Raw genomic sequence first — 26,936 nt, forward strand, 5'->3', positions numbered from 1 at the left:
CAAAAATTGTAATGATTTAAGTTGCTGTTGAACATTGTTGACTGTGCAAAATAATTATTATAAATTTTTTGATAATATCATAAGCCTTTACCATATTTGATAGTGTCGGATTTTTTAGTTAAAGAGGATCAGTCCACGGAAGTACGGATTGAATTGCAGTATCTGCCTTGTTTAGAGTATTTTACTTGTATATTACAGTACGACCGGGTCTACATTGACGTTGAGGAGAGGTATGTGAAGCAGACTTATAGAAATCGCTGCAATGTACTCACTACCAATAAAATAGATACGCTGACGATTCCTGTGAAAGGATATAAGGCAGCGAGCTCCACGAAAGATATTTTGATCGACTATAACCAGGATTGGACACGGCGCCATCTGGGTTGCCTGCAGTCAGCCTACGGAAAGTCTCCTTTTTACGAGTATTACGCTCACGAGTTCAAGCGTGTTTACGAAAAGAAGCTGGCATACCTCGTCGATCTGAACTATGAATTGTTGACAATTTGTCTTAGATTGACTGGTATAAAAAAGGACATTCAGTACAATTTGTCAGGAGTTAAAATGGATGAAAATGCGGTTGTAAACGCTATTTCACTCATTAACAACCGAAAACAGCCTGATTTGCATAAATATTACCACCCTGCGCCTTATTACCAGACCTTCGGGAATGATTTTGTGGGGAATTTAAGTATTGTTGATTTACTGTTTAATATGGGGCCGGAAGCAAAAAGTGTTTTGTTAAGATCCTGTAAGTCTCAATAAAAGCTACTTTGAACAAACGGAGATCAAGTAGCGTTTAGAATACATAAACACTTTTTATTGCTACACAATGGAAGCAAAATTTTCGAATAGAGTGAAAGAGGTAATCTCAATGAGCCGGGAAGAAGCCCTCCGCCTGGGTCACGATTACATTGGTGCAGAACACTTGTTATTAGGAATGATCCGTGAGGGTGATGGTGTAGCCATAGGGTTGCTTAAAAAGCTCGGGGTATCGCTGGACGATGTCCGCCAGACGATCGAGCAGGCAACGAAAGGTGCAGCCACAAACAACGTTAAAAATTTACAAAATATCCCTCTGACGAGGCAGTCGGAGAAGGTGTTGAAGATTACATATCTGGAAGCTAAGATTTTCAAAAGCACGCTCATCGGCACCGAGCATTTGCTTCTTTCGATATTGCGTGACGAAGACAATGTAGGTACCCAGATATTGCATAAGTTCAATGTTAACTACGAAGTCATCAAGGAAATGTTAGAATATCAATCATCCGGATCCAGACCTCATATGGGGCCGGAGACCGAAGACGGGGATGATGAAGCCAGAGGCGGAATGTTTGGAGGTGGTAGTGGCTCTTCTTCCGGTAAAGAATCCAAAGGTGCTGAAAAGTCCCGTACACCTGTCCTGGATAACTTTGGAAGGGATTTAACCAAAATGGCGGAAGTAGGCAAGCTCGACCCAATCGTGGGACGTGAGAAAGAGATCGAGCGTGTGGCGCAGATCCTCAGCCGCCGTAAAAAGAATAACCCGATCCTGATCGGCGAGCCTGGTGTTGGTAAAACAGCCATCGCAGAGGGCCTCGCATTGCGGATTGTTCAGAAAAAAGTATCCCGTGTGCTTTTCGGCAAGCGCGTCGTGACGCTTGACCTTGCTTCGCTCGTGGCTGGTACCAAATACCGCGGCCAGTTTGAAGAAAGAATGAAGGCGGTCATGAACGAGCTGGAAAAATCACCGGATGTGATCCTATTCATCGATGAGCTTCACACGATTGTGGGCGCAGGCGGTGCATCAGGCTCGCTGGACGCTTCGAACATGTTCAAGCCGGCGTTGTCACGCGGGGAAATCCAATGTATCGGAGCTACCACGCTGGACGAGTACCGCCAGTACATCGAGAAAGACGGCGCATTAGCTCGTCGTTTCCAGATGGTAATGGTGGACGCGACTTCGATCGAAGAAACGATCCAGATCCTGACCAACATCAAGGACAAATACGAAGATCACCACCACGTAAACTACACGCCTGAGGCGATTAGCACGGCGGTGAAACTGTCGGAAAGATATATTACCGATCGCTTCCTGCCGGACAAGGCCATCGACGTGCTCGATGAAGTAGGTGCTCGTGTGCATATCAGCAACATCACGGTTCCTGAGGATATTTTGATGCTTGAAGAGCAAATCGAGAATATCAAACAGGAGAAAAACCGGGTAGTAAAAAGTCAGAAATACGAAGAAGCTGCTCAATTGAGAGATCGTGAGAAAAAACTGATCGATCAGCTGGAAAGAGCTAAACTGGCATGGGAAGAAGAAACCAAGCAGAAACGCTATACCGTCACAGAACAGAATGTGGCTGAGGTAGTGGCGATGATGACGGGTATTCCTGTGACGAACGTATCGATGGACGAAGGCAAGAAATTGCTAAATATGGCCGACGAACTGAAATCGAAAGTGATCGGTCAGGACCCGCCGATCGAGAAACTCGTGAAAGCGATTCAGCGTACACGTGTGGGCTTGAAAGATCCTAAGAAACCAATCGGTTCATTCATTTTCCTTGGACCAACTGGTGTAGGTAAAACCGAGCTCGCGAAAGTATTGTCGACTTACCTGTTTGACAAAGATGACTCGCTGGTGCGTATCGATATGAGCGAATACATGGAGAAATTCAGCGTATCGCGTCTGGTAGGAGCGCCTCCGGGATATGTGGGGTACGAAGAAGGTGGCCAGCTAACCGAGAAGATCCGCCGCAAACCATACAGCGTCGTATTGCTCGACGAGATCGAAAAAGCGCACCCGGATGTGTTCAATATCCTGCTGCAAGTACTCGACGACGGTATTCTGACGGACGGTTTGGGCAGAAGAGTCGATTTCCGTAACACGATAATCATCATGACTTCGAATATCGGGGCGCGTGATTTGAAAGATTTCGGAACAGGAATCGGTTTCTCTACCAAAGCAAGAGCCGAGAACCAGGACGACATTATGAAAGGTACCATCCAGAGTGCATTGCGTAAAGCATTTTCTCCGGAGTTCCTGAACCGTCTCGACGATGTGATCGTGTTCAACTCGCTGCAACGCGAAGATTTGCACCGCATTATCGACATTTCATTGGGCAAACTGTTCAGCCGTGTGAAAGGTCTGGGCTACGAAATCGAATTGACTATCGCTGCGAAAGACTTCCTGTCCGATAAAGGTTACGATCCGCAATACGGGGCTCGTCCTTTGAACCGGGCAATCCAGAAATACCTGGAAGATCCCGTAGCGGAAGAAATACTGAAAGGCGACCTGCGCGAAGGCGATGTACTGGTAGCCGATCATGAAGAGAAGAGTGAACAACTCGTTATTAGTGTTCGCAAGAAGGAAGAAGAGCTCGCAAACTAGATTTGTAATGCTCCGAAAGCACAAGTAGCTTAAAAGGCAGGTCGGAAGACCTGCCTTTTTTATTTATATTTAGCCATCGAAAATTCGTATAACTAATGGGACCTAACTGGAAAAACGCTGTGCTGAGCCTAACGCTCAGTCTTGCAGCCATTAATGCCGACGTTTCTGCACAAAAATTACCTTCTGGCCCTCAGGTCCTCACATTTTTCTCCGACGCCGACGATACCGAGCAGCCCTACGGCCTTTATCTCCCTGCAAATTTCGACGAAAACAAAAAGTATCCGCTCGTGATCATGTTGCACGGCGCCGGGTCCAATCATCGCCTGGCATTGCGCCGCGTGTTTGGGAAAAGCAATGCAGAAGGTGAAACCGACGTGGAAGCCACGCGCTACTTCCCGAAATGGGAGAATGTCGAATACATTGTGGCATCACCCTACGCACGCGGAACGGCCGGTTATCAGGGAATTCCTGAACAGGATGTTTACGACGTGCTGGCAGATGTGAAAAAGCGCTTTAAAATCGATGAAGACCGCACTTATCTGACTGGCCTGTCGATGGGCGGCGGCGGTACGCTCTGGATCGGTCTTACGCGCCCGGATATATGGGCGGCTATTGCGCCCGTGTGCCCCGCGCCGCCCGCGGGCACATTCGACCTCGCGCCTAATGCGACCAACTTTCCTATCCATTTCTTCCATGGCGATGCGGATCCGGTGGTACCCGTAGCAGGAACGCAGAAATGGGTATCGACTTTGCAGGACCTGGGCACGGAAGTAAGTTATAAGGAGTTTGTGGATGTAAAGCACGACAGCTGGGTGAATGCCTATGACAATGAATACATTTTCCAGTGGTTCGACGACTATAAACGTAACCCACACCCGGATCGCGTGCGGTTTGTGAGTAAGCAATACAAATATGATAAGGCGTTTTGGGTAACGTTGAACCGAATGGCTGTCGGAAAGCTGGCAGAGATTGATGCGAAGTTTACGAAGGAGAATACATTGGACATCAAAACGCAAAATCTTGAAAAGTTTACCTTAAATCTCAAAGGCCACTCCAAATTCAAACCGGGCGCTGCATTGGCATTGAAAATCGATGGTTCGAATGTGAATGCGAAGACAGACAGTGTGGTAACCTTGTTCCGCGAGTCGGCGAGTGGCAAATGGGCTGTGGAGAGTGCGACGATCATGTCCATTTACACAGGCAAGAAAAAAGGTGCTGAGGGGCCGATATATGCCGCATTTGCTTCGCGTCATGTGTATGTGTACGGGACGGCGGATAATCCTTCACCCGAAGAGTTGAAAAAACGCGTAGACATTGCTACGCAGGCTGCGAGCTGGTCGCAGTACCGGGGTGAGTTTTTGGGGCGAATCATGTTCTTCCCGCGCGTGCTGGCTGATAAAGAAGTGCGCCCAAGCGATATCGAAAGCGCCAACCTCATACTGTTTGGTACGAAGGAAACGAACGCGTTGATCGCAAAACACGCTGATATGCTCCCGGTGCATTTAAAGAAAGGCGACACAGCGCATGGGCTGTTTTATATACTGCCAATGGAAGGCCATTATGTAGCTGTGAGTTCGGGGTTGCCCTGGTGGACCGGGGTGAAAGACGAGGGTTTCCCCTTTGTATCGGTGATGCATCGTAAGCTTCCGGAATTTAAAGATATTATTTTTTTTAAAGATTCATCCGCCAACCTGCTGATCGATAACTATTTCACGCAAGAGTGGAAACTGGACGACGATACGAAGCGCAAGCTTTCCGCCTCCGGCGCCGTTGATATTACCCCGTAGTTTTATTTTTTAATTTTTCGAATCTTAACCAATGGATTACAACGAAAAGATTTCCCGGAAATCGTTCCTGAAAGCCGGTGCATTCATGCTGGCTACCCCCATGCTCTCCAAATTGAGCCTGGACGTGAAAGCCCCTTCGCCAATCGGTTTGCAATTGTACACGCTTCGTAACGAAATATCGAAAGACCTCCTGGGCACGCTGAAAAAGGTCTCGGCGATCGGTTATAAGGAAGTGGAACTTTACGGCTATTCAGACGGTAAATTCTTCGGTAAAACGCCCAAAGAGTTCAAGAAGATCCTCGGCGACCTGGGCTTGAACCCCGTAAGCGGCCATTACGGCGCCGGCGTGGAGAACAAAACAGCCAAAGGCACATTGAGTAACAGCTGGCAAAAAGCGGTCGACGATGCGGCAGAACTGGGCCAGAAGTATGTAAACTGCGCCTACCTGACCGAGTCCGAGCGCAAGACGATCGATCAGTATAAAAGCTATGTCGATTTGTTCAACAAATCAGGCGAAGTAGCCAAGAAGGCAGGCCTACAGTTCGGTTATCATAACCACGATTTCGAATTCAAGAAAATCGGTGGTGAGTTGCCTTACGATTACATCGCTGGCAAAACCGATCCGAAACTCGTGAAGCTCGAACTGGATTTGTACTGGGCCGTAAAAGCAGGTATGGATCCTGTGGCATTGTTTAAGAAATATCCGGGCCGTTTCCCATTGTGGCACGTGAAAGATATCGACAAGAAAGACGGCTCATTTGCAGAGGTAGGAACCGGCTCTATCGATTTCGCTAAAATATTTGCGAACCGTAAACTGGCAGGCATGACGCATTTCTTCGTGGAGCAGGACGTAGCGAAAGTACCGCCGGTACAAGCCATTGAGACGAGCTACAAGAATGTAGTGAAAATGAAAGTATAGCAAAAAAAAGACCCGGCCGCATAGCAGCCGGGTCTTCCAAATTATGCAGATAAAAATTTCAGTTTACTAACTGTAATTTAAGTTCGTTCAAACGGCTGCGCAGCGAAGCGTCGATCTGGCGATCGCCCACTGTCAACACATATCCGCCGATCAACGTATTGTCTACTTTCTCGGCAAGCTGAACCGTTTTTCCGGTTGCTTTGGCAACAATATCGGTGAATTGCTTACGAAGTTCGTCGGTCAGCGGGGTAGGGGTTACCACCGTCGCTTTTTCAATTCCCTTGTAAACATTATAAGCTTTAATGAATTCCACCGCGATTTCGTCGAGGATAGCCTCCCGGTTCTTCTTGGTGATAATATCGAATATCGCGAATGAAACCGGGCTTACGCGCTCTTTGAAAAGGCCTTTCAAAATCCCTGATTTCTTCTCGTGACGCACCACCGGGCTTTTCAATGCAAGCATCAGGCCGCGGTTCTGGTCCGCTGTTTCTTTGAACAGCAGCATATCCTGATAAACCGTGTCCAGAACGTTTTGTTCTTTTGCGAGCTCGATCAGCGATTTTGCATATCTGGATGCTACAATACTTACTGACATCGGAATGAGATTTTAAATGCTGGTTAGTTAAGACGCGCAGATGAAGCAAGGTCGGCGATCAGTTTTTCCTGAGCTCCTTTGTCTTCCAATTCACGGTGCAATACTTTTTCAGCGATTTCCAATGAAAGCGTAGCCACTTCTTTCTTGATTTTGCTCACGGCTACCGCTTGTTCGTTGCGGATCGTTTCGCGTGCGCTTTCGATGATTTTTTGTGCTTCAACAGCCGCTTTGTCTTTCGACTCCGCAATGGTTCTGTCGGCAGCGTCTTTTGCGTCACGAAGGATCTGGTCACGGATTGCGTTTGCTTCTGCGATCAGTTTCTCGTTGTCCGACTTCAATTGTGCCATTTCAGCACGTGTTTTTTCTGCGAGGTCCAGCGCGCCCTGAATTTCGTTTTCACGGTCTTTCAAACCTTTGAGGATAGGTTTCCATGCGAATTTGGACAGGATAAACACTACCAGCAAAAATACTACCAGCATCCAGAAAATAAGGCCTGGGTTTGGAGTAAGCAATGACATAGTTAAATGAGTTTTTGAGTGTAAGAACGATCTAAATCTTCTCTCTTCTTATTATTAAAATTTCGTGGAAGCCTAATGCTCCCACGAGAATGTTTTGGCATCGCGTCCGGGCCTAGCGCGCCGGGGCAATGTTCCCCTTTCGGGAAGCTCTGTTAAAGCTTGAAAGAGATAAGCAGACAGATTACCGCTGCGAAAAGCGCTACCGCTTCGATAAGAGCCGCGATGATCAACATAGCAGTTTGGATGGCACCAGCAGCTTCTGGTTGACGGGCGATACCTTCAACAGCGCTACCACCGATTTTACCAATACCAAGACCCGCACCGATAGCAGCAAGACCTGCGCCGATAGCAGCACCGAAAACTGCAAGACCTGCACCACCTTGTTCAGCAGCTTGAAGCAAAATTTGAGCGAACATAATTTGTTTGTTTAAAATATAAATTAATAAAAAAGAGATTCGAATCAGTGTCCGTGGTCGGCGTGGCCATGCTCTTCAATGGCGCTTCCGATGTACATAGACGATAATAGTGTGAAGATGAACGCCTGGATGAACGCTACCATAATCTCGATGAAGTTCAGGAACAATGCGAACAGAGAGATTACCGGGGCGATCACGAAGCTTTGGAAAATAAAGATCAGCCCGAACAAGCTCAACAGGATAATGTGACCTGCTGTGATGTTGGCAAACAACCGGACCATCAAAGAGAACGGCTTCATGAACACCCCTACGATCTCAACCGGGATCATAATGAGCAACAGTGGAGCAGGTACTCCCGGAGGGCTCAAAAGGTGTTTGTAGTAGTTGCCATTCGCGTTCAGGTGAACGATAATGAATGTCAGCACTGCCAATGTCATGGTTACGGCGATGTTACCGGTAAGGTTAGCCGACCCAGGAAGCAGACCCATGATGTTGTTGATCAGAATGAAGAAGAACAACGTGAGCAAATAAGGCAGGTATTTTTCGTATTTCGGTCCTACGTTTGGCTTTACCACTTCGTCGCGGATGAAAAGGATGATTACCTCCATCGCAGATGCGAAACCTTTCGGCGCTTTGCCCTTGCTGTTTTTGTACCAGCCTGCAACGCTTGTGAAAACGAGGATCAGGATCACTGCGCTTAATAGCATCGAAGCGACGTTCTTGGTGATCGAAAAGTCGTAGATTTTACGGGATTCGTCAACAGGCACGATTTGTTCGGATTCACCATGTACCAGGTGGTAACCGTTGTATTCGTGGTGTTCGTTGTGGAACTTAGACGATAGGAAAACCTCCAAGCCGCGGTCTTCCGAATAGAGAATTACAGGAAGTGGGATCGATACGCCGTGAGAGAACTCCCACTCGTGAGAGTCGGCAATGTGGTGCATGATCATCTCGCCGATCTTGAACTCCTCTTCGTGCTCTTCAAGCTTATGTTCAATTTTATGCTCTTCCTCGTTCACAGCCTGAGCGACCTTGTCAGTCTCGTGCTGAGTAGGTTCGTCGGCACGGGCCGGGAGGTTGAAAACGCATGTTGCCGCTATAAGGGCGATAGTAAAAAACCGTCTCAGATGGGTATACATAAATGCTTGAAATACTATGCTTTGTCAATCGCGGCGCAAGTTACGATACAAACCATATATTTCAAAGCATGTATAAAATAAATAGAGTGCAAAAAAGTTGATAACGAATAGGAATGAATCAGTTAGCCCATTATACAAAAACAAGCCGATGAAAATGATGCTCAGAATGATCCTCGCAACAATGCTGGAAATGTAAAATGTGACAAATTTCTCACGCTTGTTCCGCATTCCGAACTCCATGAGCCGGTGGACGAGAAATGCGAGCCCGAAAAAGAATATGAGAATGTACCAAATATAAGGATGCAGGAAAGAATCGGCGTGGAATCTTTGAGCAAGGAAAAATACAATTCCGAGCGAAATAGTAGCGATCAGGGTACGTAGCATACGCGTGCGTCGGGGAGGAGCAATTATTGTTTGGTAAAACTTCTTATCAAAAGGTAGAGCGAGGCGGCAATGGAGACAAGCGAGAGCACGAGCGTCCACACTGGTACCTTATTTTGCTGCCACTCGTCGAGCTTGTAGCCGCCCCAGGTGAATGCCAGGATAGTGCCCAGCATTTGCGTCGCCATTCCCGAGTATTTCAGGAAGCGTGTCGACGTGCTTTTGTCCACGGTCTTTTTCGGATCTTCCATCATGGTAGAATATAAAGGTAAAATTGCTTCAAATTTTGCAAATGGCATTATCTTCGATACGGTTTTATTGAAAATACCGTTTTAGGTTTGCAACCTGACAGAAAGACGAACACCCCATAAAGTCAATTTCGTGATCGACCGTTTTACCTCCCATATCCGACGCACATTACCGCTACTTGTCATGATTATCGTTGCGGCTGCCTGTTCTCAGTATAGCTCGCGGCCCGGTGCCATCACTTTTCACAACGTAGCAGCGCGTTATAATGCCTATTTTATGGCGGAGCAGGATATGGCAGAAGCGGAGTTTGAAATGAAGAAGGCGTATAAAGAAAACTATAACCAGCTACTCCCGATACTGCTTCCGATGGATTCGATTCTCGCCCAGCCGGTGAAGCCAAAGTTGCAGGATGCGATTAAAAAAGCCTCAATTGTAGCTGAGAAGCATCAGAACAGTAAATGGATCGACAACAGCTATATACTTTTGGGCAAATCGCGGTTGTATCTTGGGCAATGGGCGGATGGCCTGGAAGCATTGCGCTACGTATATGCTAACGGACGCGACGAGAACGACAAAAATAATGCCCTGATCCTGCTGATGCGGGCCTATATCGAGCATAAGGATTACTCCAATGCGCTGGGTGTGGCCGAATATTTAAGCCAACAGCCACTGAGCAAAGTATCTCAACGTGATTTTTACCTCACCAAAGCTTATTTGCATCAGCAAAACGGCGAATACCTGACTTCCGTTGCGATCCTGGAAGAGACATTCCCGCTTTTGAAGAAATCAACGGAAACAGCCCGCATTCATTTCGCAGCGGCTCAGATGTACGACCGTCTTGGACAGTATGCATTGGCTAACCGGCATTATAAAAGTGTAAACAGGAACAAGCCAAACTACGACCTCGGCTTTTATTCCAATATGAATTCCCTGCAAAACGAGGTGGTGCTGGATCCGAAGCGTGACCTTACCAATGTAGGTTTTGATAAAATGCTCCGTGATCGGAAAAATGACGACCTGAAAGACCATGTGTATTTCACGATGGGTTTACTGGCTGAACACAAAAAGCAGATCCCGGAAGCGGTAAGCTATTTGCAGAAAGCGGCAGCGGCGTCCAAAGGAAATATGCAGCAAAAAGCCTACACTTATCTGCAACTGGCGAGGATAGAATACGAAGCGCTCGAAAATTTTGAAATGTCCAAGGCCTATTACGACAGTGCGTTGGCCATTCTGCCGCAGGAGGCGCCTGAATACCGGCTCGTGGCCGACAGGAAACGTGCACTCGACAATTTTGTGACGCAATACACCATTGTTTCGGTGGAGGACAGCCTCCAGAGGCTCGCTAAAATGAACCCCGCACAATTGGATAATAAGATTGACCAGATCATCGAAGCGAGAGAGAAGAAGCGCCTCGAAGAGGAGGAAAAGGCAAGAAAAGCGCAAATCGCGGCACAGAACGCGAGTCTGCAGCAAGGCGGAGGAAATCCGTTGGTCGCGGGCGGAGAACGCCGCTTCGAGCTGTTCGACCCTGCATTGGTCAACAAGGGCAAGATCGACTTTAAAAGGACCTGGGGCAACCGCCCGCTGGAAGACGACTGGCGCCGGAGCAGCCGTCCTCTGCGTACGCTCGCAGGCAACAATAGTGCGGGCGGTACGGATAGCACCGCTGTTGCGCAGGCAGCGCCGGAAAGTACCGGATTGAAAAAAGGCACGCCGCAGTGGGACCAGATACATGCAATGTTGAAAAAGGACGTTCCGTTGTCGGATACGGCATTTGCAGCTTCGCAAAAGAAAAAGGAGGATGCGCTCTACAATCTGGGCAAGATCTATCGATTTGATCTTAAAGAGTCCAATCGAGCTATTGCGGCGTTCGAGCGGGTGCTGGCGGAGTATCCTAAAACGCAATATAAAGACGAAATCTATTACCTGCTTTTTCTGAGCAATGAGGAAAATGCCGCTCAGAAAGAATCCTGGAAATCGAAGTTGTTAAGCGAATATCCTACATCGACTTATGCCCGCCTCGTTAATAAAACGACCGATACCGGAGGCACTTCCGGCAATGCGACGAAAGAGTACGAAGCCATGTACAAGCTCTACGCAGATGGTAATTACACGAAAGCGCTGGAAGATATCGAGAAAAATCTGCCGTCCTACAAAGGCAGTTCCATGGAGGACAAGTTCGCATTGCTGCGCGTATTTTTGATCGGTAAAGTGAGAGGTAAGGAAGCCTACGCGCAAGCTATTACCGAGTTCATGCGGCTGTATCCTACCAGCATTTACCTGCCCCGTCTGAAAGAAATGCAGGAATTCAATTCCCTCTCCATGGGCAAGAGATAATAGGCTGAAATTGTATATTTGCCTTTTCCAGTAACCTATCACCCCACATCTATGATTGAATTGCAACCCGGAAAGTATCGGCGCACCATTGTTCGTCTCTGGCGGATAGTTGGCCTGGGACTGGGTCTGATCATATTCTACATCGTTGCCGTCAGTTTTAATTTTTTGTGGTTGTTCGGTGGCATGCCGGACCTGAAAACACTCGAAAACCCTAAAAGCGAACTGGCATCGGAGCTCATCAGCGAGGACGGCAAATCGTTGGGTAAATATTTCTTCGAAAACAGGACGCCCATCGATATCGCACAAATATCCCCTAATCTCATCGATGCACTTGTAGCTACCGAGGATGCCCGTTTTGTTAACCACTCGGGTATCGATCCACGGAGTTTGTTAAGGGTATTCAAAGGCGTCGTCTCGGGAAGTTCCAGCTCCGGGGGCGGCAGTACGCTCACGCAGCAAGTCGCCAAAAACCTTTTCAATACCCGTTCGGAAGAATATGAGGGGCTGCTCGGTAAAATACCGGTAGTCCGTATTGTCATAGCCAAAACAAAGGAATGGGTCCTGGCAGTGGTATTGGAGAGAAAGTATACCAAGCAGGAAATCATGCAGATGTACCTCAATACGGTTTCTTTTGGTAACAATACTTATGGTATTAAAGTAGCTTCCAAAACTTATTTCGATAAGGAGCCCTGGGACCTGAACGTCACCGAAGCTGCATTGCTCGTGGGGATGTTGCAAAACCCGACGTTGTTTAATCCGCTGCGCTTCCCGACTAATGCATTGAACAGAAGAAATACAGTTCTGGCTCAGATGTATAAATATGATTACATCCGCGAAGAGGATTTTGAGAAATATAAAGAAAAGTCTCTGGGGCTGAATTTTACGGTCGATAGTCATAATACCGGCTTGGCACCCTACTTCCGCGAGTCGATGCGCGGGTACCTCAAAAGCTGGGTGAAGCTCTACAACGAGGAACACGATACGGATCTCGATCTTTATACGAGCGGGCTGCGCATTTATACGACCATCGACTCGCGCATGCAGCGCTACCAGGAAGCAGCATTGACTGAGCACATGAAAGTTCAGCAAAAGCTGTTTGATGAGCACTGGAAAGGCCGTAACCCATGGACCTTCGATAACGGCAAGGAAATCCCCGGCTTCATTACCACCGCAGCAAAGCGCTCCCCGCATTTCATATCGCTGAAAAGAGACCTGGGCGAAGAGGAAGCATGGAGGATCATGAAGAAGCCTTACAAAATGAAGGTTTTTACCTGGAACGGAGAGAAAGAAGTGACCATGAGCCCGCTCGATTCCATTGCTTATTACAAACGCTTCCTGCGTGCAGGTATGATGTCCATGGACCCGCGTAACGGGCACGTGAAGGCGTGGGTAGGAGGTATTAATTTCAAATACTTCAAATATGACCACGTAAAGCAGGGGTCGCGGCAGCCGGGGTCTACTTTCAAGCCGTTTGTATATGTTTCGGCATTGGATAAGAACTTTCTCACGCCATGTGACCATGTGACCGACCAGCCGGTTTATTTCGGGCTTTCCGACGGTGTACCTGGGGGATGGTCGCCCAGAAACTCCAATAACAAGTACTCTTATCAATCGCTGTCGCTGCGGCAGGCATTGGGGAAATCGGTGAATACCGTGAGTGCCTACCTGATGAAAATGGTAAAGCCGAAGGCGGTGGTGGAATATGCGCATAAGTTAGGGATTACCTCCAAATTACAGGAGGTACCTTCGCTCTGTCTGGGCATCAGTGATGTTTCGGTATATGAAATGGTAGGCGCCTATTGCGCATTTGCAAACGGCGGCCACAGAACGGAACCGATGACGATCCTGCGCATTGAAGATCGTTACGGCAATGTATTGCAGGAATTTTTCCAGAAACAGAACCAGGAGATCAGTGCTAATATGGCTTATAACATGTTGTATCTGATGCGAGGCGCGGTCGAAGATCCGGGAGGAACCGCCGGCCGGTTGCGACAGTACGGCGTTACCGAAGGGAATGAGATCGCAGCCAAAACCGGTACTACTTCGAATTATTCGGACGGTTGGTTTATGGGCATGACGCAAAACCTCGTGTCGGGCATCTGGGTAGGCGGCGAAGATCGAAGCATCCACTTCCGTACCATTGCTTACGGGCAGGGCGGCCGCATTGCGATGCCGGCCTGGGGATTGTTTATGCAAAAGGTATATGCTGATCCTACATTGGTACAATATCGTAAGATGCCATTCAACAAACCCGAAAATTACGTCCGTGAATGCGGTGGGGTAGCGACCGACAGTACCGATACTTACATTCCGCCGTCACGATCTGACGACGAAGGCGTTCTGTTCTGATCCTATTAAATCCCTGCCCGTGAATATCCTAGTTGCCCCTGACAAGTTTCGCGGTTCGCTGGAAGCTGCGGAAGTTTGCGATGCCGTTATCAATGGCATTGTAAAGACATATCCCAACGCGAAAGTAACGGCGATACCGTTAGCCGACGGAGGAGAAGGGACTTCGAAGATATTGACGCAACAAGCCAGTGGATTCGAAGTGACGGTAACCGTGATGGATCCGCTGAACCGGCCAATCAAAGCCACTTATGGACTTTCGCAGGATCAGCAGGTCGCATTTATCGAAATGGCTGCCGCTTCGGGCCTCGGACTGCTGAAAACAGAAGAACGCAACCCGCTTCGGACGAGCACATTTGGAACGGGGCAGCTCATTGTCGATGCATTGGACCGCGGTGTGAAAAAGATCATTCTCGGAATCGGCGGGAGCGCTACTACTGACGGAGGCATCGGGATGGCAGAGGCACTTGGTTACGCATTCAAAGATGCGGGGGGGCATACATTGCTGCCAAACGGCGAATCGCTTGCGAAAATCGCGTCGATCGATACGCATAATGCGGATCCCCGGCTTGCGTTGGTTTCGGTGGTAGTGGCTTGTGATGTGACCAACCCGTTGTTTGGCAAGGAAGGTGCCGCATTTGTATACGGCCCGCAGAAAGGCGCCGACCCTGAAATGGTGGTGCAGCTAGACCACGGACTGGAAAACCTCGCACAGGTAGCAACGCGTGCGTTCAGGAGGGACGTAAGCCTCGTACCGGGCGCAGGTGCAGCGGGAGGCCTTGGCGCGGGGTGCATGTGGTTTTTGAATGCTGAGCTGAAAGACGGTATCAGCATTGTGATGGAGCAGTGCAATATTGCTTCGCTCGTTGCCAATGCGGATTTGGTGATCACAGGGGAAGGAAAAGTGGATGAGCAAACGCTGGCTGGGAAAGTAGTAAAAGGGTTGGCCGGACTTTGCACGAGCCATCATGTGCCGCTCGCCGTTGTTTGCGGCACTTTGCAGATTACGCCGGAACAGGCCCGGGCCGTGGGTATTACCTACGCCGTTTCCGTTTTGAACAGGCCTATGGATTTGAATGCCGCACAAAGTGAAGCATTCCAGCTTGTGAGCGACGCAACTTTTCAATTGATGCGGTTGTTTTTCTTCAACAGGGGCGCCGTTTAGTCCTAAATCTCAATCAATGTCTGAATTCAATTATAAAGAAGAACTCGCCAAAATTCCTCTCGATCCCGGTGTGTACCGGTATTTCGACGAAACTGGTGAGGTGATATATGTAGGAAAAGCGAAAAGCCTGCGAAACCGGGTTTCGAGCTATTTTTTGAAAAACAACCAACACGACCGTAAGACCAAACGGCTCGTGAGCCAGATCCGCCGGATCGAATTTACCATCGTTTTGAGCGAATGGGATGCACTGTTGCTGGAAAACCAGCTGATCAAGCAATTGCAGCCCAAATTCAACATTCTGCTTAAAGACGATAAGACTTATCCGTTCATTTGCGTTACCGACGAGCCATTCCCACGGGTATTCCCGACGCGGAATATGGACCGTACCAAAGGTACCTTTTATGGCCCGTTTGCCAATTTACGCTCGATGCACACGCTGCTCGACATGTTCAAGGCATTATACCAGATCCGCTCGTGCCAGCTGCCACTGACGAAGTCGAATATCGAGGCCAAAAAATTCAAGGTTTGCCTGGAATACCATATTGGCAACTGCAAAGGGCCGTGCGAAGGTCTGCAAGCCGAAGATGAATACAATGCGGAGATTGAGCAGGTACATAATATATTGAAAGGTAATTTGTCATCGCCGCAGCAGTATTTCAAGGAGAAAATGCTCGAAGCCGCGGAGCAAATGGCGTTTGAAAAAGCGCATGCGTGGAAGACGAAAATTGAGCATTTGTCTAACTTCCAGAGCAAGGCTACGGTGATCAACCCTCGTATTGGTAATATCGATGTGCTCACAATCGTGTCTGACGAGGAAGCCGCGTACCTCAATTTTATGAAAATAAAAGAGGGTTACATGGTGGCGACACAGACGCTGGAAGTGAAGAAAAAGCTCGACGAAAGCGATATGGAAATCCTTTCGATGATGATTGTGGAAATGCGGTCGACGTACGGTTCGGAGGCGAAGGAATTGGTTTCAAATCTGAAACCGGATCTCGACATGCGGCTCGAAGTGACCGTTCCGCAAATCGGCGACAAGAAGAAGCTGCTGGATATGTCCATGAAAAATGTGATGTATTTCAGAAGGGAGAGGACCGAGCGCCGCGAAGTGGAAGCGTCTGCTACCACCTCCAAAAAGGACCGGGTACTGATCCGTCTCAAAGCTGATTTGCAGATCAAAACGCTTCCGAGGCATATCGAGTGTTTTGACAACTCAAATATTCAGGGTACCAATCCGGTGGCGTCGATGGTGTGTTTCAAGGATGGAAAGCCGTCAAAAAAGGATTACCGCCATTTCAATATCAAAACTGTAATAGGGCCGAACGACTTTGCTTCGATGAACGAGATCGTGAGCCGCCGCTATCTCCGACTGATCGCGGAAGAACAGCCATTGCCCGACCTGATCGTGATAGATGGTGGCAAGGGGCAGTTGGGTGCAGCCTGTGATGCATTGAAAAGCCTGGGCATTTACGGGCAGGTGCCTATTATTGGTATTGCCAAAAGACTGGAAGAAATTTATTTCCCGGAAGACCCGCTTCCGTTATATATCGATAAACGGTCCGAATCGCTGAAACTGATCCAGCAGATCCGCGACGAAGCACACCGGTTTGCAATCACGTTCCACCGCGATAAGCGCAGCAAAGCGAGCCTGGTAAGCGAGCTGGAAGGCGTTGTGGGCGTCGGGAAGGTGACGGCTACGAAGCTTTTGAAGCATTTCGGCTCCGTGCGTGCTATACGCGAGAGTTCAATCGAAACGCTCACAGATCTGATCGGTCTCGACCGGGCGAAAAAGGTAAGGGCCTATTTCGACACCATGGCGGGGGATTAAAGACCAATATTTTTTCCCACAATATAACCGGTCGTCCAGGCATTCTGGAAGTTGAAACCACCGGTAATGCCGTCGACGTCCATCACTTCCCCGGCAAAGAAGAGGCCGGGTAGGGAACGGCTTTGTAATGTTTCCGGGTCGATATCTGCCAATGCTATACCACCGCAGGTGACGAATTCCTCTTTAAATGTGGTTTTGCCCTTCACTTCATATTGGCTGTTGGTGAGTAGCTCGGTCATTCGGTTCAGTACTTTATGGCTCGCATCTCCCCAGCGCAATGTGTCGGGGATTTCCGCTTTTTCGGTAAATGCTTTCCAAAGCCGCGAAGGTAAGCCGAATCGGGCGTGCGAGGCGATCTGCTGTTTGGCAGTATTGTTTTTTTCGGCGAGTAAAAAGTCGCGGACCTCCTGTTCCTTCATTTCCGGTAGCCAGTTGATGCGACAGGTAAAATGGTAATTTTTTTCGGCAAGGTCGCGCGCGCCCCAGGCCGAGAGTTTCAGTACTGCCGGCCCGCTGAAACCCCAGTGCGTGATTAGCAGCGGCCCGCGCCATTCATGTTTGGTGCCTGATATTTTGACCCATGCATCTTTTACGGCTACACCAGCTAGCGGTAGCAGGTAGTTATCAGGCGTATTAAATGTAAACAATGAAGGCAGCGGTGGTACGATCACGTGCCGGTGTTCTTCCAGCCAGTCGAAACTTTCTGCTCTCGGATAACCCCCGGTTGCGATCAACAGCCGATCGGTTAGAATGGGTTCTCCGTTGACAAGCTTCAACTGGAATGCGTCCCCCGTTTTCTCAAAGGAATCTACATGCACGCTCGTCCTGATCTCTATATTCAGGTTACGGGCTGTTTTGATCAGGCATTCGATAATGGTATGCGACGAGTCGGAGGTGGGGAACATGCGCCCGTCGGCTTCGGTTTTGAGCTGAACACCCCTTTTCTCAAACCACGCCACCGTGGCGTCGGCATCGAAATGAGGCAAGAGTTTTCGGAGTAGCTTTTCGCCTCGCGGGTAATTTTTGATGAAATGGCGCAGCTCGTGGTGCCGGTGCGTAACATTGCACCTTCCGCCACCGGAAATACGGACCTTGTTAAGGACTGTCCTGCTTTTTTCAAGAATGGTAATGCAGGCGTCCGGAAACCTCTCCGCTGCCGTAATTGCTGCCATGAAACCCGAAGCGCCGCCGCCCACAATGGTGATTGTCATAATGCCTGATTTGTCCTACAAAAATGACATGCAAGTTTTAAAAACTGCAATTTCTTTTTCTATCTTTCAAAATAGCTTCAAAAATTTCAACTAAAACCATTTTAAACTATACATGCAAAAAGTACTTGTGATCGGATTAGGAAAAGTAGGCTCGCTGGTAGCGACTTTGCTGAGTAAACGCTTTCAGGTTACCGGGGTCGACAAGGCCGAGCCGGCAGTGCAATTGCCCTTCGATGTCATGGCCGGTGATGTGAACGACGGTGCATTTCTGGATAAGGTATTGGCCGGTTTCGACGCGGTGGTGTCCTGTATGCCTTACAACCTTAACCTACCCATCGCGCAACGTGCGCACAAGGCGGGCATCCATTATTTCGACCTCACCGAAGACGTCCCTACCACTGCAGCCATCCGTGAAATGGCCAAAGATAGTCGTAGCGTGCTTGCACCCCAATGCGGCCTTGCACCAGGCTTTATCGGCATTGTAGGAATGGACCTGGCCAGGCGTTTTACCAAAATCCGGGATATCGAGCTTCGCGTAGGCGCATTACCACGCTATCCGAACGGGCAGATGGGATACTCCTTCACGTGGTCGCCCGCGGGCGTGGTGAACGAATATCTGAACGACGCCGAGGTCATCCACAACGGGGTCCGTAAGATGGTGCCATCGCTCGAAGGTATTGAAATGATCAATATCGAAGGCCAGGAATTCGAAGCATTCAGTACTTCGGGGGGCCTCGCCACTATGTGTGAGACCCTGGAAGGGAAGGTGGATACTTTGAACTACAAGACTATTCGTTACCCGGGGCATTGCAATCTGATGCGTTTCGTGTTATACGAACTGTGCCTGAAAGATAAACGCGCATTGGTGGAGGAAATCCTGACTGAGGCTAAACCCCCCGTGCAGCAGGACGTAGTGTATGTGTATGCCGTGGTGGAGGGCTGGAAAGGCAATCACCTCGAAAGAGAAGAATTTTATCAGGCTTATCATCCTATTCAGATTGACGGCCAGCATTGGCGGGCCATTTCCTGGACCACGGCAGCCTCCATTGCGTCGGTGGTGGAAATGGTGGCTGATGGCGTACTGCCCGGAACCGGGTTTATCCGGCAGGAAGACATTGTGCTCGATGATTTTTTCAAGACAATGAATGGACAGTTTTTTAAGAATATAGGCTGAAAAAGTATGAAAGGGATCGATTTAATTCTTGAAAAACTAGGCATCGAGGGCATTAACCACGGCGTAACTACCGGACAGCTGAGCTGGGAAGGCGGCGGTGCGTTGCTGGAATCTTTTTCTCCGGTGGATGGCCGCAAAATAGGAGCGGTAAAGCAAGCCTCGCGTGAGGATTACGACCGCGCGGTGGAAACAGCCTCGCTAGCATTCAAAACCTGGCGAAGTATACCGGCCCCCAAACGCGGCGAAATTGTGCGGCAAATGGGTGTGAAGCTTCGTGAATACAAACAGGAATTGGGCACGCTTGTCAGCTACGAAATGGGGAAAAGCTTACAGGAGGGGCTGGGGGAGGTCCAGGAGATGATTGATATCTGCGACTTTGCTACCGGTCTTTCCCGCCAACTTTACGGCCTTACCATGCATAGCGAGCGCCCGCAGCACCGCATGTACGAGCAATGGCATCCATTGGGTGTGGTCGGGATCATTTCGGCATTCAATTTTCCGGTGGCCGTGTGGTCATGGAATTCGATGGTCGCCTGGGTATGTGGGAATGTATGCGTGTGGAAGCCTTCGGAAAAAACGCCGCTGACAGCCATCGCCTGCCAGCACATTATACGGGGCGTCCTGAAAGACAACGAGGTGCCGGAAGGCGTGTCATGCATTGTTTCCGGCGGACGCGAAGTGGGGGAATGGCTCTCGAACGATCCGCGGATCGCGCTGGTATCGGCTACCGGCAGCATCCCGATGGGCCGCTCGGTAGGAGAGGCGGTGGCGAGGCGATTGGGGAAATCCCTGCTCGAACTGGGCGGGAATAACGCGATTATCGTAACTCCCACGGCCGATTTGAAGGTTGCGATCCCGGCGATTGTTTTTGGGGCGGTCGGTACAGCGGGCCAGCGATGTACATCGACGCGCCGGTTAATCGTACATGACGCGATATTTGAGGAAGTAAAGAGCCGTTTGGCAAAGGCATATGGCCAGTTGAAAATCGGCAACCCGCTGGATCCGGATATTCACGTGGGACCTTTGATTGACAAGCAGGCCGTAGCACAATATCAGCATGCCGTAGAACAGATCAAACAGGCGGGAGGCTCATTTGTGGTAGCGCCGGGCGTACCGGGAGGAGATCAGTATGCGTCGGGTTGTTATGTTTCGCCCTGTATTGCGGAGGTCGAAAACCATTGGGAGATCGTCCAGCACGAAACATTCGCGCCGATCCTGTACCTGATCCGTTATAGCAATACCGACGAAGCCATCGCGTTACAAAACGATGTGCCGCAGGGACTTTCTTCCGCGATTTTTACCAACGACCTGCGTGATGCCGAGCGTTTCCTGTCATTCGGAGGCTCCGACTGCGGCATTGCCAACGTAAATATAGGTACATCCGGTGCGGAGATCGGGGGCGCGTTTGGCGGTGAAAAAGAGACCGGCGGCGGGCGTGAATCGGGATCCGATGCCTGGAAGGCTTATATGCGACGTCAAACTAATACGATCAATTACGGCACTGCATTGCCGTTGGCGCAGGGAATAAAGTTTGAGATTGAGTGATTAAAATGCCTAACTTTGTACAATTCGGTTGCACATTATACTTTCAGATTTAATTTTTCAGAATGAAATACCAGCTTACATCAGAACAGATATCGTCCAAAGTTGCAGGGGAAACAGTCATTCTCAACCACAGCAAAGGAGCTTATTATGGTCTGGATGAAGTGGGGGTATTGATCTGGGATACATTAGAGAAAGGGCCGCAGACGATCGAAGCGTTGTGTGATGTGGTCATCAGCGAGTATGATGTCGATGCAGACACTGCCAAGCGCGACATCGACGGGTTGTTGAAGGATTTGATATCCGAGAGACTGGTTGAAATAATCAAATAGATTTTGGGTAAGATCGGTAAGCTGATAGGGAAATGGCGGAGCTTGTCCGGGCGGGAGAAATGGATATTCCTGCGGGCTGTATGGTGTCTGGTGTGGATCAAGGCCGGACTTCTTTTACTTCCTTTTCCGCTATTCAGAAAATGGTACCATAGGCTAAGTCGCCCGAGCCGGGTTCAGGAAACCACACGGGAAACTATGGAACAGACTGTTTGGGCGGTGGATACGGCGGCGAACCTGCTGCCATTTGAATTTTTGTGCCTACCGCGTGCCCTTGCCGCCAAGTACCTGCTTCGTAATTCACCGGCATTGACCCTGGAAATAGGAATTGAGATCAACCCCGCCAAGCGGTTTGAGGCACATGCCTGGGTAGAGCAAAACGGCAACATTATCATCGGGCGTTGGCCCGACACTGTTTCCTACAAACGGCTCTGGGTTTGGGAATGATTTAATTTGTACTTTACACACATGCACCATTACACCGCCTTCGGGCTCCATATCCATTCAGAAATTTCCCTGCCCGAACTGGCCGAAGGTAACCCGCATTCAATTGCAGATGTTTATATCCGCCAGGGTGCCGTGGAACTCCCTTCCATGCGGCCAACGACCATTTACAGACGGGGTATCAGGGCATTTTTCGGCCAGGATGAACAGCAGGCGCTGTTTCTGGATTGGGCTGGTGTAGCATCTTTCAAGGCTTCCGGCGGCCATGAACTGCTTGTTTCTCCTGTGGCTTCGGAGCCTAATTTGATCAGCCTGTTTACCGTGAGTGAAGCATTAGGACTTATTTTGTTTCAAAAAGGGTATTTTTTACTTCACGCCAGTGCGGTTGAGGTAGGCGATGACGCCTGGTGTTTCATAGGTATGCCCGGCGCCGGGAAGTCGAGTACGGCAGCGGCGTTTATTAAAGCTGGTTGCAGGTTGCTGAGTGACGATCTCACCGCCATTACATTTGATGAAACCGGAAAGCCGTTAATTGTCCCAGCCTATCCACAGCTCAAAATCTGGGAAAAGACAGTCAGTGGTTTGCAATATGCCGAATCCGACCTCGAACCCGTCAGTGAGGGCGTTAAGAAATTTGCTTATCATCCCCGGGATCGCTTTCCGGCGCAACCAGTTCCGTTAAAAAAGGTATTCTTCCTGCACAAAGCCAGAAATAAGCCCGCTGTTCAACAAATGAATCTGGCTGAAATACCCGGCGAATTGCTACGCAACTTTCCGCTGGCAACAGAGCTTATGAGTGGCGATAATCTCAAAAAACACTTTTTTCAAAGCATTCAATGTGCCCGGTCAGCCGAGCTGCTTCGTAAAAGGAGACCTGAGGGGTTTGATAACTTGGAAAAGTGGGTGGAAGCGAGTATCCGTGAACAATTAATTGCGGAATAGGATGCAACGGCCCAAAGTTTCCCGTGAACTCGCATATCTGATCGAGGCGGCGGTATTGCCGTCGGGGCATCAGTCATTCGAAGTCGAAGACAAACCTTTTGATCCGCAAAGATTTTCGGCCCTTGTGAGCTGGCATCAGATCCGGCCGCTGGCATTTGAATATGTGCAGGCGAAGGCGTTGACGCTTCCCGATAGTGTTCTCAGAATGCTGCGGGAATTCACGCTCGGGCAGGCAGTGACCAATATGGCTTTCCTCGGGATTTGCGTCCGGTTGTATAATCGACTGATTGATGACGGGGTACACGCTTTCCCAATGAAAGGAGCATTGTGGGCCTGGATGCTTTATGAAAAGCCTGTCTTGCGGGAATTTGGTGACATCGATTATTTTATTGGTAGAGAAGATGTTTCCAAAAGTCTGGATATTCTTCTCAACGAAGGCTTCGCCGCAGATAAGTACCGCCATTATTTGCTGAAAGAGAAGGCTGTTGTCGAAGATTACCTGAATACCGATTACCAACTTCCGCTGACGCCCATAGCAGAGCACGTATTGCAGTCATTGGAAATACAATGGAATTGTACCTATCCACGCTATTGCTACAATTTTACATGGGATGAATTGGCCGGGAACCTGGTAGCGTTCAATATGATGGGGAAACCTGTACTGGTTCCCGGAATGGAAATCCAGCTGATCATGATGGTGATCCACCACGGTGGCGTCGAGCAATGGGACAAGCTGAAATACATGGCGGACTTGCAAAGACTGCTCGATAAATCGGCGGATTCGATGGATTGGCCATACATTAATAAGATCACCAAAGCAAAGGGCTTCCATAAACTGTTGCTGGAATCGCTGGGCGTGGCCGGGTATCTCAGTGGCAGGGATTATGTCAAATATGCGAGCCCGGTGAAATATTACCCTTCGGAGCGCTTTTTAAAGGATATATTGACCCATTGGGAGAATGAGCGGCCGTCGTTGAAGACTAAAACCTGGCGTATTTTTCTGTATAATATAAAGTACCGCGACAAATGGTCGGATAAACTTTCCATTGTCGCGGCACATTTGGGGTATTTGACCCATTGGAGACTTTTGTGGCACAAGATCAGCTGGTACCGTAGCGGACCGTCAGATGAGGCTGACCGTGATCGTGCCGTCAACGCTGTGTCCGGGCGCCAGGATATTTAGACCTTCGCCGGTATTAAATGCGTCTACATTCGCTGTGAGCGCCTCGATAGCCACGCAGTCCCGTGCAGGAGGCGTGTACACGACCAGGTAGTTGAACTTCCCTTCCCCGGTCTCCTGCTCGATACGCAGGGTCACATTCTGATTCTTCGAAATCAACTCGGTAACCGCGCGTCCGCCAACGGAGTCTACGATGAAGCAATTATCGAATTCCTTCCGGTGCAGCAATGCAGGCATGGCCATGTCGAACGGCTCAGTACCGACGGGAATCAGGCTTTCATTAAAAGTTACCAGGCGTTTCGAAGGAATATTAATCTTCCAGGCTTCGACATCCTCGTTGCCCAGCATCCAGTAAGGGTGCCAGCCAAACATCGCCGGGCAAGGTGACTGCCCATTGTTTTTTGCCTCATATTTCAGCTCGAAACGGCCATCCGCATGTAATGTGTAGCGGACAGAAAAATGCACCTGGAATGGGTAACCTTCCGCATTATCGATGGTGTAAGATAGCTGAATGGACGCGTAATCCTCGTGAATGACTTGTTCATCGAGGTGGAAGTGTTTTTTACGCACAAGCCCGTGAATGGCGTTCAGGCCTCCGTCCTCATTCTTGTGCAGCTGGTATTCTTTGCCCAAAAACTTGTATTTCCCTGCCGGAATGCGGCTCGCGAATGGAAACAGCAGCTCGCTGGCGCTTTTGGTATCGGCTACCAATGCCGACGGGGTAGGAGGTGTTTTCAGTACCGAAAAAAGCGTGAGGCCTTTCCGTAACGAAAGCTGACGGACAATGCCGCCCAGTTCCGGAACGACTACGCAGCGGTTCTCAGTGGTTGTTTCATGGATCACGTATTCGGTAAGGTCGCCGAACTGCTGTTTGAAGATTTCAAAAGCCATATGCTTTGAAGGTTTAGGGTCAAACGGTTTATTACTATATGTTGTAAAAATAATAGCCGGACAGGTTGAATTGTCCGGCTATCTGGTTTTTATTCACTTAAAAGTGCCTATTCATTATCGGCGCTTTTTTCAGCTTCCGCCATTTCTTCTTCTTTACGGTCTTTTTCGAGCGTCTGTTTTACCACTTCTTCGTGGATCGCAGCTTCCTCGTTCGAACGGCGGTTGATATAAGCCTGGTAGCTTGTTTCCTTTTCGTAAGGACGTTTGCCGATCAGCTTTTCGAGGTCGGCCTGGAACAGGATTTCTTTTTCAAGAAGCTCTTTCGCCAGTACTTCCAATGCATCCCGTTTTTCGACCAACAAATTTTTTACAAACTGGTACGCCTCGTCCACCAGTTTTCTTACTTCTTCATCAATTGCCTGTGACGTGGATTCGGAGTAAGGTTTGGTGAATGCGTAATCAGTTTGTTTAGAATCGTAGAACGAAATGTTACCGATGCGCTCGTTCATACCGTACATGGTTACCATGCTATACGCTACTTTTGTGACGCGTTCCAGATCGCTCAATGCGCCGGTAGAGATCTTTCCGAACACTACATCTTCCGCAGCACGACCGCCCAATGTCATACACATTTCATCGAACAGCTGCTCGGTACGGTACAGATACTGCTCGCGCGGGAGATACTGTGCGTAACCCAATGCCGCCACACCACGCGGTACGATCGACACTTTCACCAAAGGATCGGCGTGTTCGAGGAACCACCCCGCTACGGCGTGGCCCGCCTCGTGGTATGCCACGATTTGCTTTTCTTCCGGTGAAATCAGTTTGTTTTTCTTTTCCAAACCACCGATTACGCGGTCCATAGCATCCTGGAAATCCTGCATCGTTACTTCCTCCCGGTTGCGGCGGGCGGCGATCAATGCGGCTTCGTTACAAACGTTCGCGATTTCAGCACCGGCAAAGCCAGGAGTTTGGGACGAAAGTTTCTGGATATTAACGTCGGTAGCTAGTTTCAATGGCTTCAAATGCACTTTGAAAATCGCCTCACGACCGATCACGTCTGGTTTGTCAACCGAAATCTGGCGGTCGAAACGTCCTGGACGCAGCAACGCAGGGTCGAGGACATCGGGGCGGTTGGTAGCTGCTACGATGATAATACCGGAGTCGGTTGCGAAACCGTCCATTTCCACGAGCAGGGAGTTCAGGGTATTCTCCCGTTCGTCGTTGGAACCGGGCATCGCACCACGGCCACGTGAACGACCTACGGCGTCAATCTCATCGATAAAGATGATACAAGGCGCTTTTTCTTTCGCTTGCTTGAACAAGTCACGCACACGCGCTGCTCCCACACCCACGAACATTTCTACGAAATCGGAGCCTGAAAGCGAGAAGAATGGCACGCCCGCTTCACCCGCAACAGCCTTCGCCAGCAATGTTTTACCCGTTCCCGGAGGGCCCACGAGCAGTGCACCTTTCGGGATTTTAGCACCCAGTTTTTTGAACTTGTCAGGGCTTTGAAGGTATTCTACAATCTCCTTGATTTCTTCTTTCGCTTCGTCGAGGCCGGCTACATCGTTAAAAGTGATTTTAACTTTGTTTTCCGCATCGAAAAGCGTCGCACGGGAGCGGCCGATATTGAAAATCTGGCCGCCTGGACCTACACCGCCCGACATTCTGCCGAGGATGAAGTACATCACCAGGATCATGACAATGAAAAAACCCCAGGTTCCGAGGAAGCTGGTCCAGTCGTTGCGGGTGTCTACCACAAAGGGTACCTTATCGTCGTCAGGCACACCTTCCTGCATCTTATCGAAATCCTTTTTGAAGGTCTCCGCCGATGTTACCTGAAACTGGTAATGGGAAGCACTTTCCCCGCCGAAATAGTTATTTTCCTTTGCAACAACCCTGTATTTGTCGAGTTTGAGCGCCTCGGGTTTGAGCGTCACTTCCACTGATTTGTCATTCACAATGGTGACACGCTCCACTTCCTTGTCAGCCATCATTTTTTCGAAACGCTTCTGAGTGGTTTCGCGGATTGTCGATGTGCGGTTAAGGTACGTGATTCCGAGTATAGTAGCGATCAGAGCGGCTATTATCCAACCTTGATATCCCTTCTGAGGACTTTTAGGGTTGAGTGGCCCCCTTTTGTTATCGTTTTCAGACATTCGTTCGT

Annotated in this window: 23 protein-coding genes; 14 read left to right on the forward strand and 9 right to left on the reverse strand. The window is 49.3% G+C overall.

Annotation, left to right across the window (positions count from 1 at the left end):
• The first annotated feature begins 102 nt into the window (after positions 1–102).
• The 4 genes from ACQ4MZ_RS11970 (at position 103) to ACQ4MZ_RS11985 (ending at position 6,076) form a co-directional block, all read left to right on the forward strand.
• Positions 103–762, forward strand: coding sequence for a WbqC family protein (locus ACQ4MZ_RS11970; protein ID WP_430845267.1), 660 nt, complete (start codon positions 103–105; stop codon positions 760–762).
• A 67-nt stretch (positions 763–829) separates the two neighbouring features.
• Complete coding sequence (locus tag ACQ4MZ_RS11975; protein ID WP_430845269.1) at positions 830–3,370, forward strand: ATP-dependent Clp protease ATP-binding subunit; 2,541 nt, start codon at positions 830–832, stop codon at positions 3,368–3,370.
• Positions 3,371–3,465: 95 nt separating this feature from the next.
• On the forward strand, positions 3,466–5,157 hold the full coding sequence (locus ACQ4MZ_RS11980; protein ID WP_430845271.1) for an alpha/beta hydrolase-fold protein: 1,692 nt from the start codon (positions 3,466–3,468) through the stop codon (positions 5,155–5,157).
• A 31-nt stretch (positions 5,158–5,188) separates the two neighbouring features.
• Complete coding sequence (locus tag ACQ4MZ_RS11985; RefSeq protein WP_430845273.1) at positions 5,189–6,076, forward strand: sugar phosphate isomerase/epimerase family protein; 888 nt, start codon at positions 5,189–5,191, stop codon at positions 6,074–6,076.
• Between the two features lie 58 nt (positions 6,077–6,134).
• Here the strand turns inward: ACQ4MZ_RS11985 and atpH are convergent, their stop codons facing one another.
• From atpH to ACQ4MZ_RS12015, 6 genes are all read right to left on the reverse strand, one after another.
• The gene (atpH, locus tag ACQ4MZ_RS11990; RefSeq protein ID WP_309981385.1) at positions 6,135–6,671 is read right to left on the reverse strand and encodes an ATP synthase F1 subunit delta; all 537 of its coding nucleotides are present in this window, start codon (positions 6,669–6,671) and stop codon (positions 6,135–6,137) included.
• Between the two features lie 23 nt (positions 6,672–6,694).
• Entirely contained in the window at positions 6,695–7,189 is a 495-nt protein-coding gene (gene atpF, locus ACQ4MZ_RS11995; RefSeq protein WP_430845275.1) for a F0F1 ATP synthase subunit B, read from the reverse strand.
• A 152-nt stretch (positions 7,190–7,341) separates the two neighbouring features.
• On the reverse strand, positions 7,342–7,605 hold the full coding sequence (gene atpE, locus ACQ4MZ_RS12000) for an ATP synthase F0 subunit C (protein ID WP_090150806.1): 264 nt from the start codon (positions 7,603–7,605) through the stop codon (positions 7,342–7,344).
• A gap of 44 nt (positions 7,606–7,649) precedes the next feature.
• Positions 7,650–8,744 carry a F0F1 ATP synthase subunit A gene (gene atpB, locus ACQ4MZ_RS12005; RefSeq protein ID WP_430845277.1) on the reverse strand — a complete coding sequence of 365 codons (1,095 nt, stop codon included), beginning with the start codon at positions 8,742–8,744 and terminating at the stop codon, positions 7,650–7,652.
• 24 nt (positions 8,745–8,768) lie between these two features.
• The gene (locus tag ACQ4MZ_RS12010; protein ID WP_430845279.1) at positions 8,769–9,128 is read right to left on the reverse strand and encodes a hypothetical protein; all 360 of its coding nucleotides are present in this window, start codon (positions 9,126–9,128) and stop codon (positions 8,769–8,771) included.
• A 23-nt stretch (positions 9,129–9,151) separates the two neighbouring features.
• Positions 9,152–9,379: an AtpZ/AtpI family protein gene (locus tag ACQ4MZ_RS12015; RefSeq protein WP_430845281.1), complete on the reverse strand. Its 228-nt coding sequence runs from the start codon at positions 9,377–9,379 to the stop codon at positions 9,152–9,154.
• 178 nt (positions 9,380–9,557) lie between these two features.
• Here ACQ4MZ_RS12015 and ACQ4MZ_RS12020 point away from each other — a divergent pair, with 178 nt between their 5' ends.
• Genes ACQ4MZ_RS12020 through uvrC form a run of 4 tightly spaced genes read left to right on the forward strand, consistent with a single transcriptional unit; the run spans position 9,558 to position 17,050 of the window.
• Positions 9,558–11,711 carry a tetratricopeptide repeat protein gene (locus ACQ4MZ_RS12020; RefSeq protein WP_430845282.1) on the forward strand — a complete coding sequence of 718 codons (2,154 nt, stop codon included), beginning with the start codon at positions 9,558–9,560 and terminating at the stop codon, positions 11,709–11,711.
• A gap of 51 nt (positions 11,712–11,762) precedes the next feature.
• Positions 11,763–14,060 carry a transglycosylase domain-containing protein gene (locus tag ACQ4MZ_RS12025; protein ID WP_430845284.1) on the forward strand — a complete coding sequence of 766 codons (2,298 nt, stop codon included), beginning with the start codon at positions 11,763–11,765 and terminating at the stop codon, positions 14,058–14,060.
• A gap of 19 nt (positions 14,061–14,079) precedes the next feature.
• Complete coding sequence (locus ACQ4MZ_RS12030) at positions 14,080–15,222, forward strand: glycerate kinase (RefSeq protein ID WP_430845285.1); 1,143 nt, start codon at positions 14,080–14,082, stop codon at positions 15,220–15,222.
• Positions 15,223–15,238: 16 nt separating this feature from the next.
• Complete coding sequence (gene uvrC, locus ACQ4MZ_RS12035) at positions 15,239–17,050, forward strand: excinuclease ABC subunit UvrC (protein WP_430845287.1); 1,812 nt, start codon at positions 15,239–15,241, stop codon at positions 17,048–17,050.
• Here the strand turns inward: uvrC and ACQ4MZ_RS12040 are convergent.
• The gene (locus ACQ4MZ_RS12040; RefSeq protein ID WP_430845289.1) at positions 17,047–18,261 is read right to left on the reverse strand and encodes an NAD(P)/FAD-dependent oxidoreductase; all 1,215 of its coding nucleotides are present in this window, start codon (positions 18,259–18,261) and stop codon (positions 17,047–17,049) included. The genes uvrC and ACQ4MZ_RS12040 overlap by 4 nt on opposite strands.
• Positions 18,262–18,373: 112 nt before the next feature.
• Here ACQ4MZ_RS12040 and ACQ4MZ_RS12045 point away from each other — a divergent pair, with 112 nt between their 5' ends.
• From ACQ4MZ_RS12045 to ACQ4MZ_RS12070, 6 genes are all read left to right on the forward strand, one after another.
• Positions 18,374–19,435: a saccharopine dehydrogenase C-terminal domain-containing protein gene (locus ACQ4MZ_RS12045; protein WP_430845291.1), complete on the forward strand. Its 1,062-nt coding sequence runs from the start codon at positions 18,374–18,376 to the stop codon at positions 19,433–19,435.
• 6 nt (positions 19,436–19,441) lie between these two features.
• Positions 19,442–20,980, forward strand: a complete 1,539-nt coding sequence (gene amaB / locus ACQ4MZ_RS12050) for an L-piperidine-6-carboxylate dehydrogenase (RefSeq protein ID WP_430845293.1) — start codon at positions 19,442–19,444, stop codon at positions 20,978–20,980.
• A 62-nt stretch (positions 20,981–21,042) separates the two neighbouring features.
• Complete coding sequence (locus tag ACQ4MZ_RS12055; RefSeq protein ID WP_430845295.1) at positions 21,043–21,309, forward strand: PqqD family protein; 267 nt, start codon at positions 21,043–21,045, stop codon at positions 21,307–21,309.
• 42 nt (positions 21,310–21,351) lie between these two features.
• The gene (locus ACQ4MZ_RS12060; RefSeq protein WP_430845365.1) at positions 21,352–21,753 is read left to right on the forward strand and encodes a lasso peptide biosynthesis B2 protein; all 402 of its coding nucleotides are present in this window, start codon (positions 21,352–21,354) and stop codon (positions 21,751–21,753) included.
• Positions 21,754–21,774: 21 nt separating this feature from the next.
• On the forward strand, positions 21,775–22,692 hold the full coding sequence (locus ACQ4MZ_RS12065) for a serine kinase (RefSeq protein ID WP_430845297.1): 918 nt from the start codon (positions 21,775–21,777) through the stop codon (positions 22,690–22,692).
• Position 22,693: 1 nt separating this feature from the next.
• Entirely contained in the window at positions 22,694–23,875 is a 1,182-nt protein-coding gene (locus ACQ4MZ_RS12070; protein WP_430845299.1) for a nucleotidyltransferase domain-containing protein, read from the forward strand.
• Here the strand turns inward: ACQ4MZ_RS12070 and ACQ4MZ_RS12075 are convergent.
• Positions 23,816–24,763 carry an aldose 1-epimerase gene (locus ACQ4MZ_RS12075; protein WP_430845301.1) on the reverse strand — a complete coding sequence of 316 codons (948 nt, stop codon included), beginning with the start codon at positions 24,761–24,763 and terminating at the stop codon, positions 23,816–23,818. The two genes, ACQ4MZ_RS12070 and ACQ4MZ_RS12075, sit on opposite strands and share 60 nt — an antisense overlap.
• A gap of 107 nt (positions 24,764–24,870) precedes the next feature.
• Positions 24,871–26,928, reverse strand: coding sequence for an ATP-dependent zinc metalloprotease FtsH (gene ftsH, locus ACQ4MZ_RS12080; RefSeq protein WP_430845303.1), 2,058 nt, complete (start codon positions 26,926–26,928; stop codon positions 24,871–24,873).
• Between the last annotated feature and the right edge of the window lie 8 nt (positions 26,929–26,936).

The organism is Dyadobacter sp. BHUBP1, from assembly GCF_050587785.1.
Taxonomy (GTDB): Bacteria; Bacteroidota; Bacteroidia; order Cytophagales; family Spirosomataceae; genus Dyadobacter.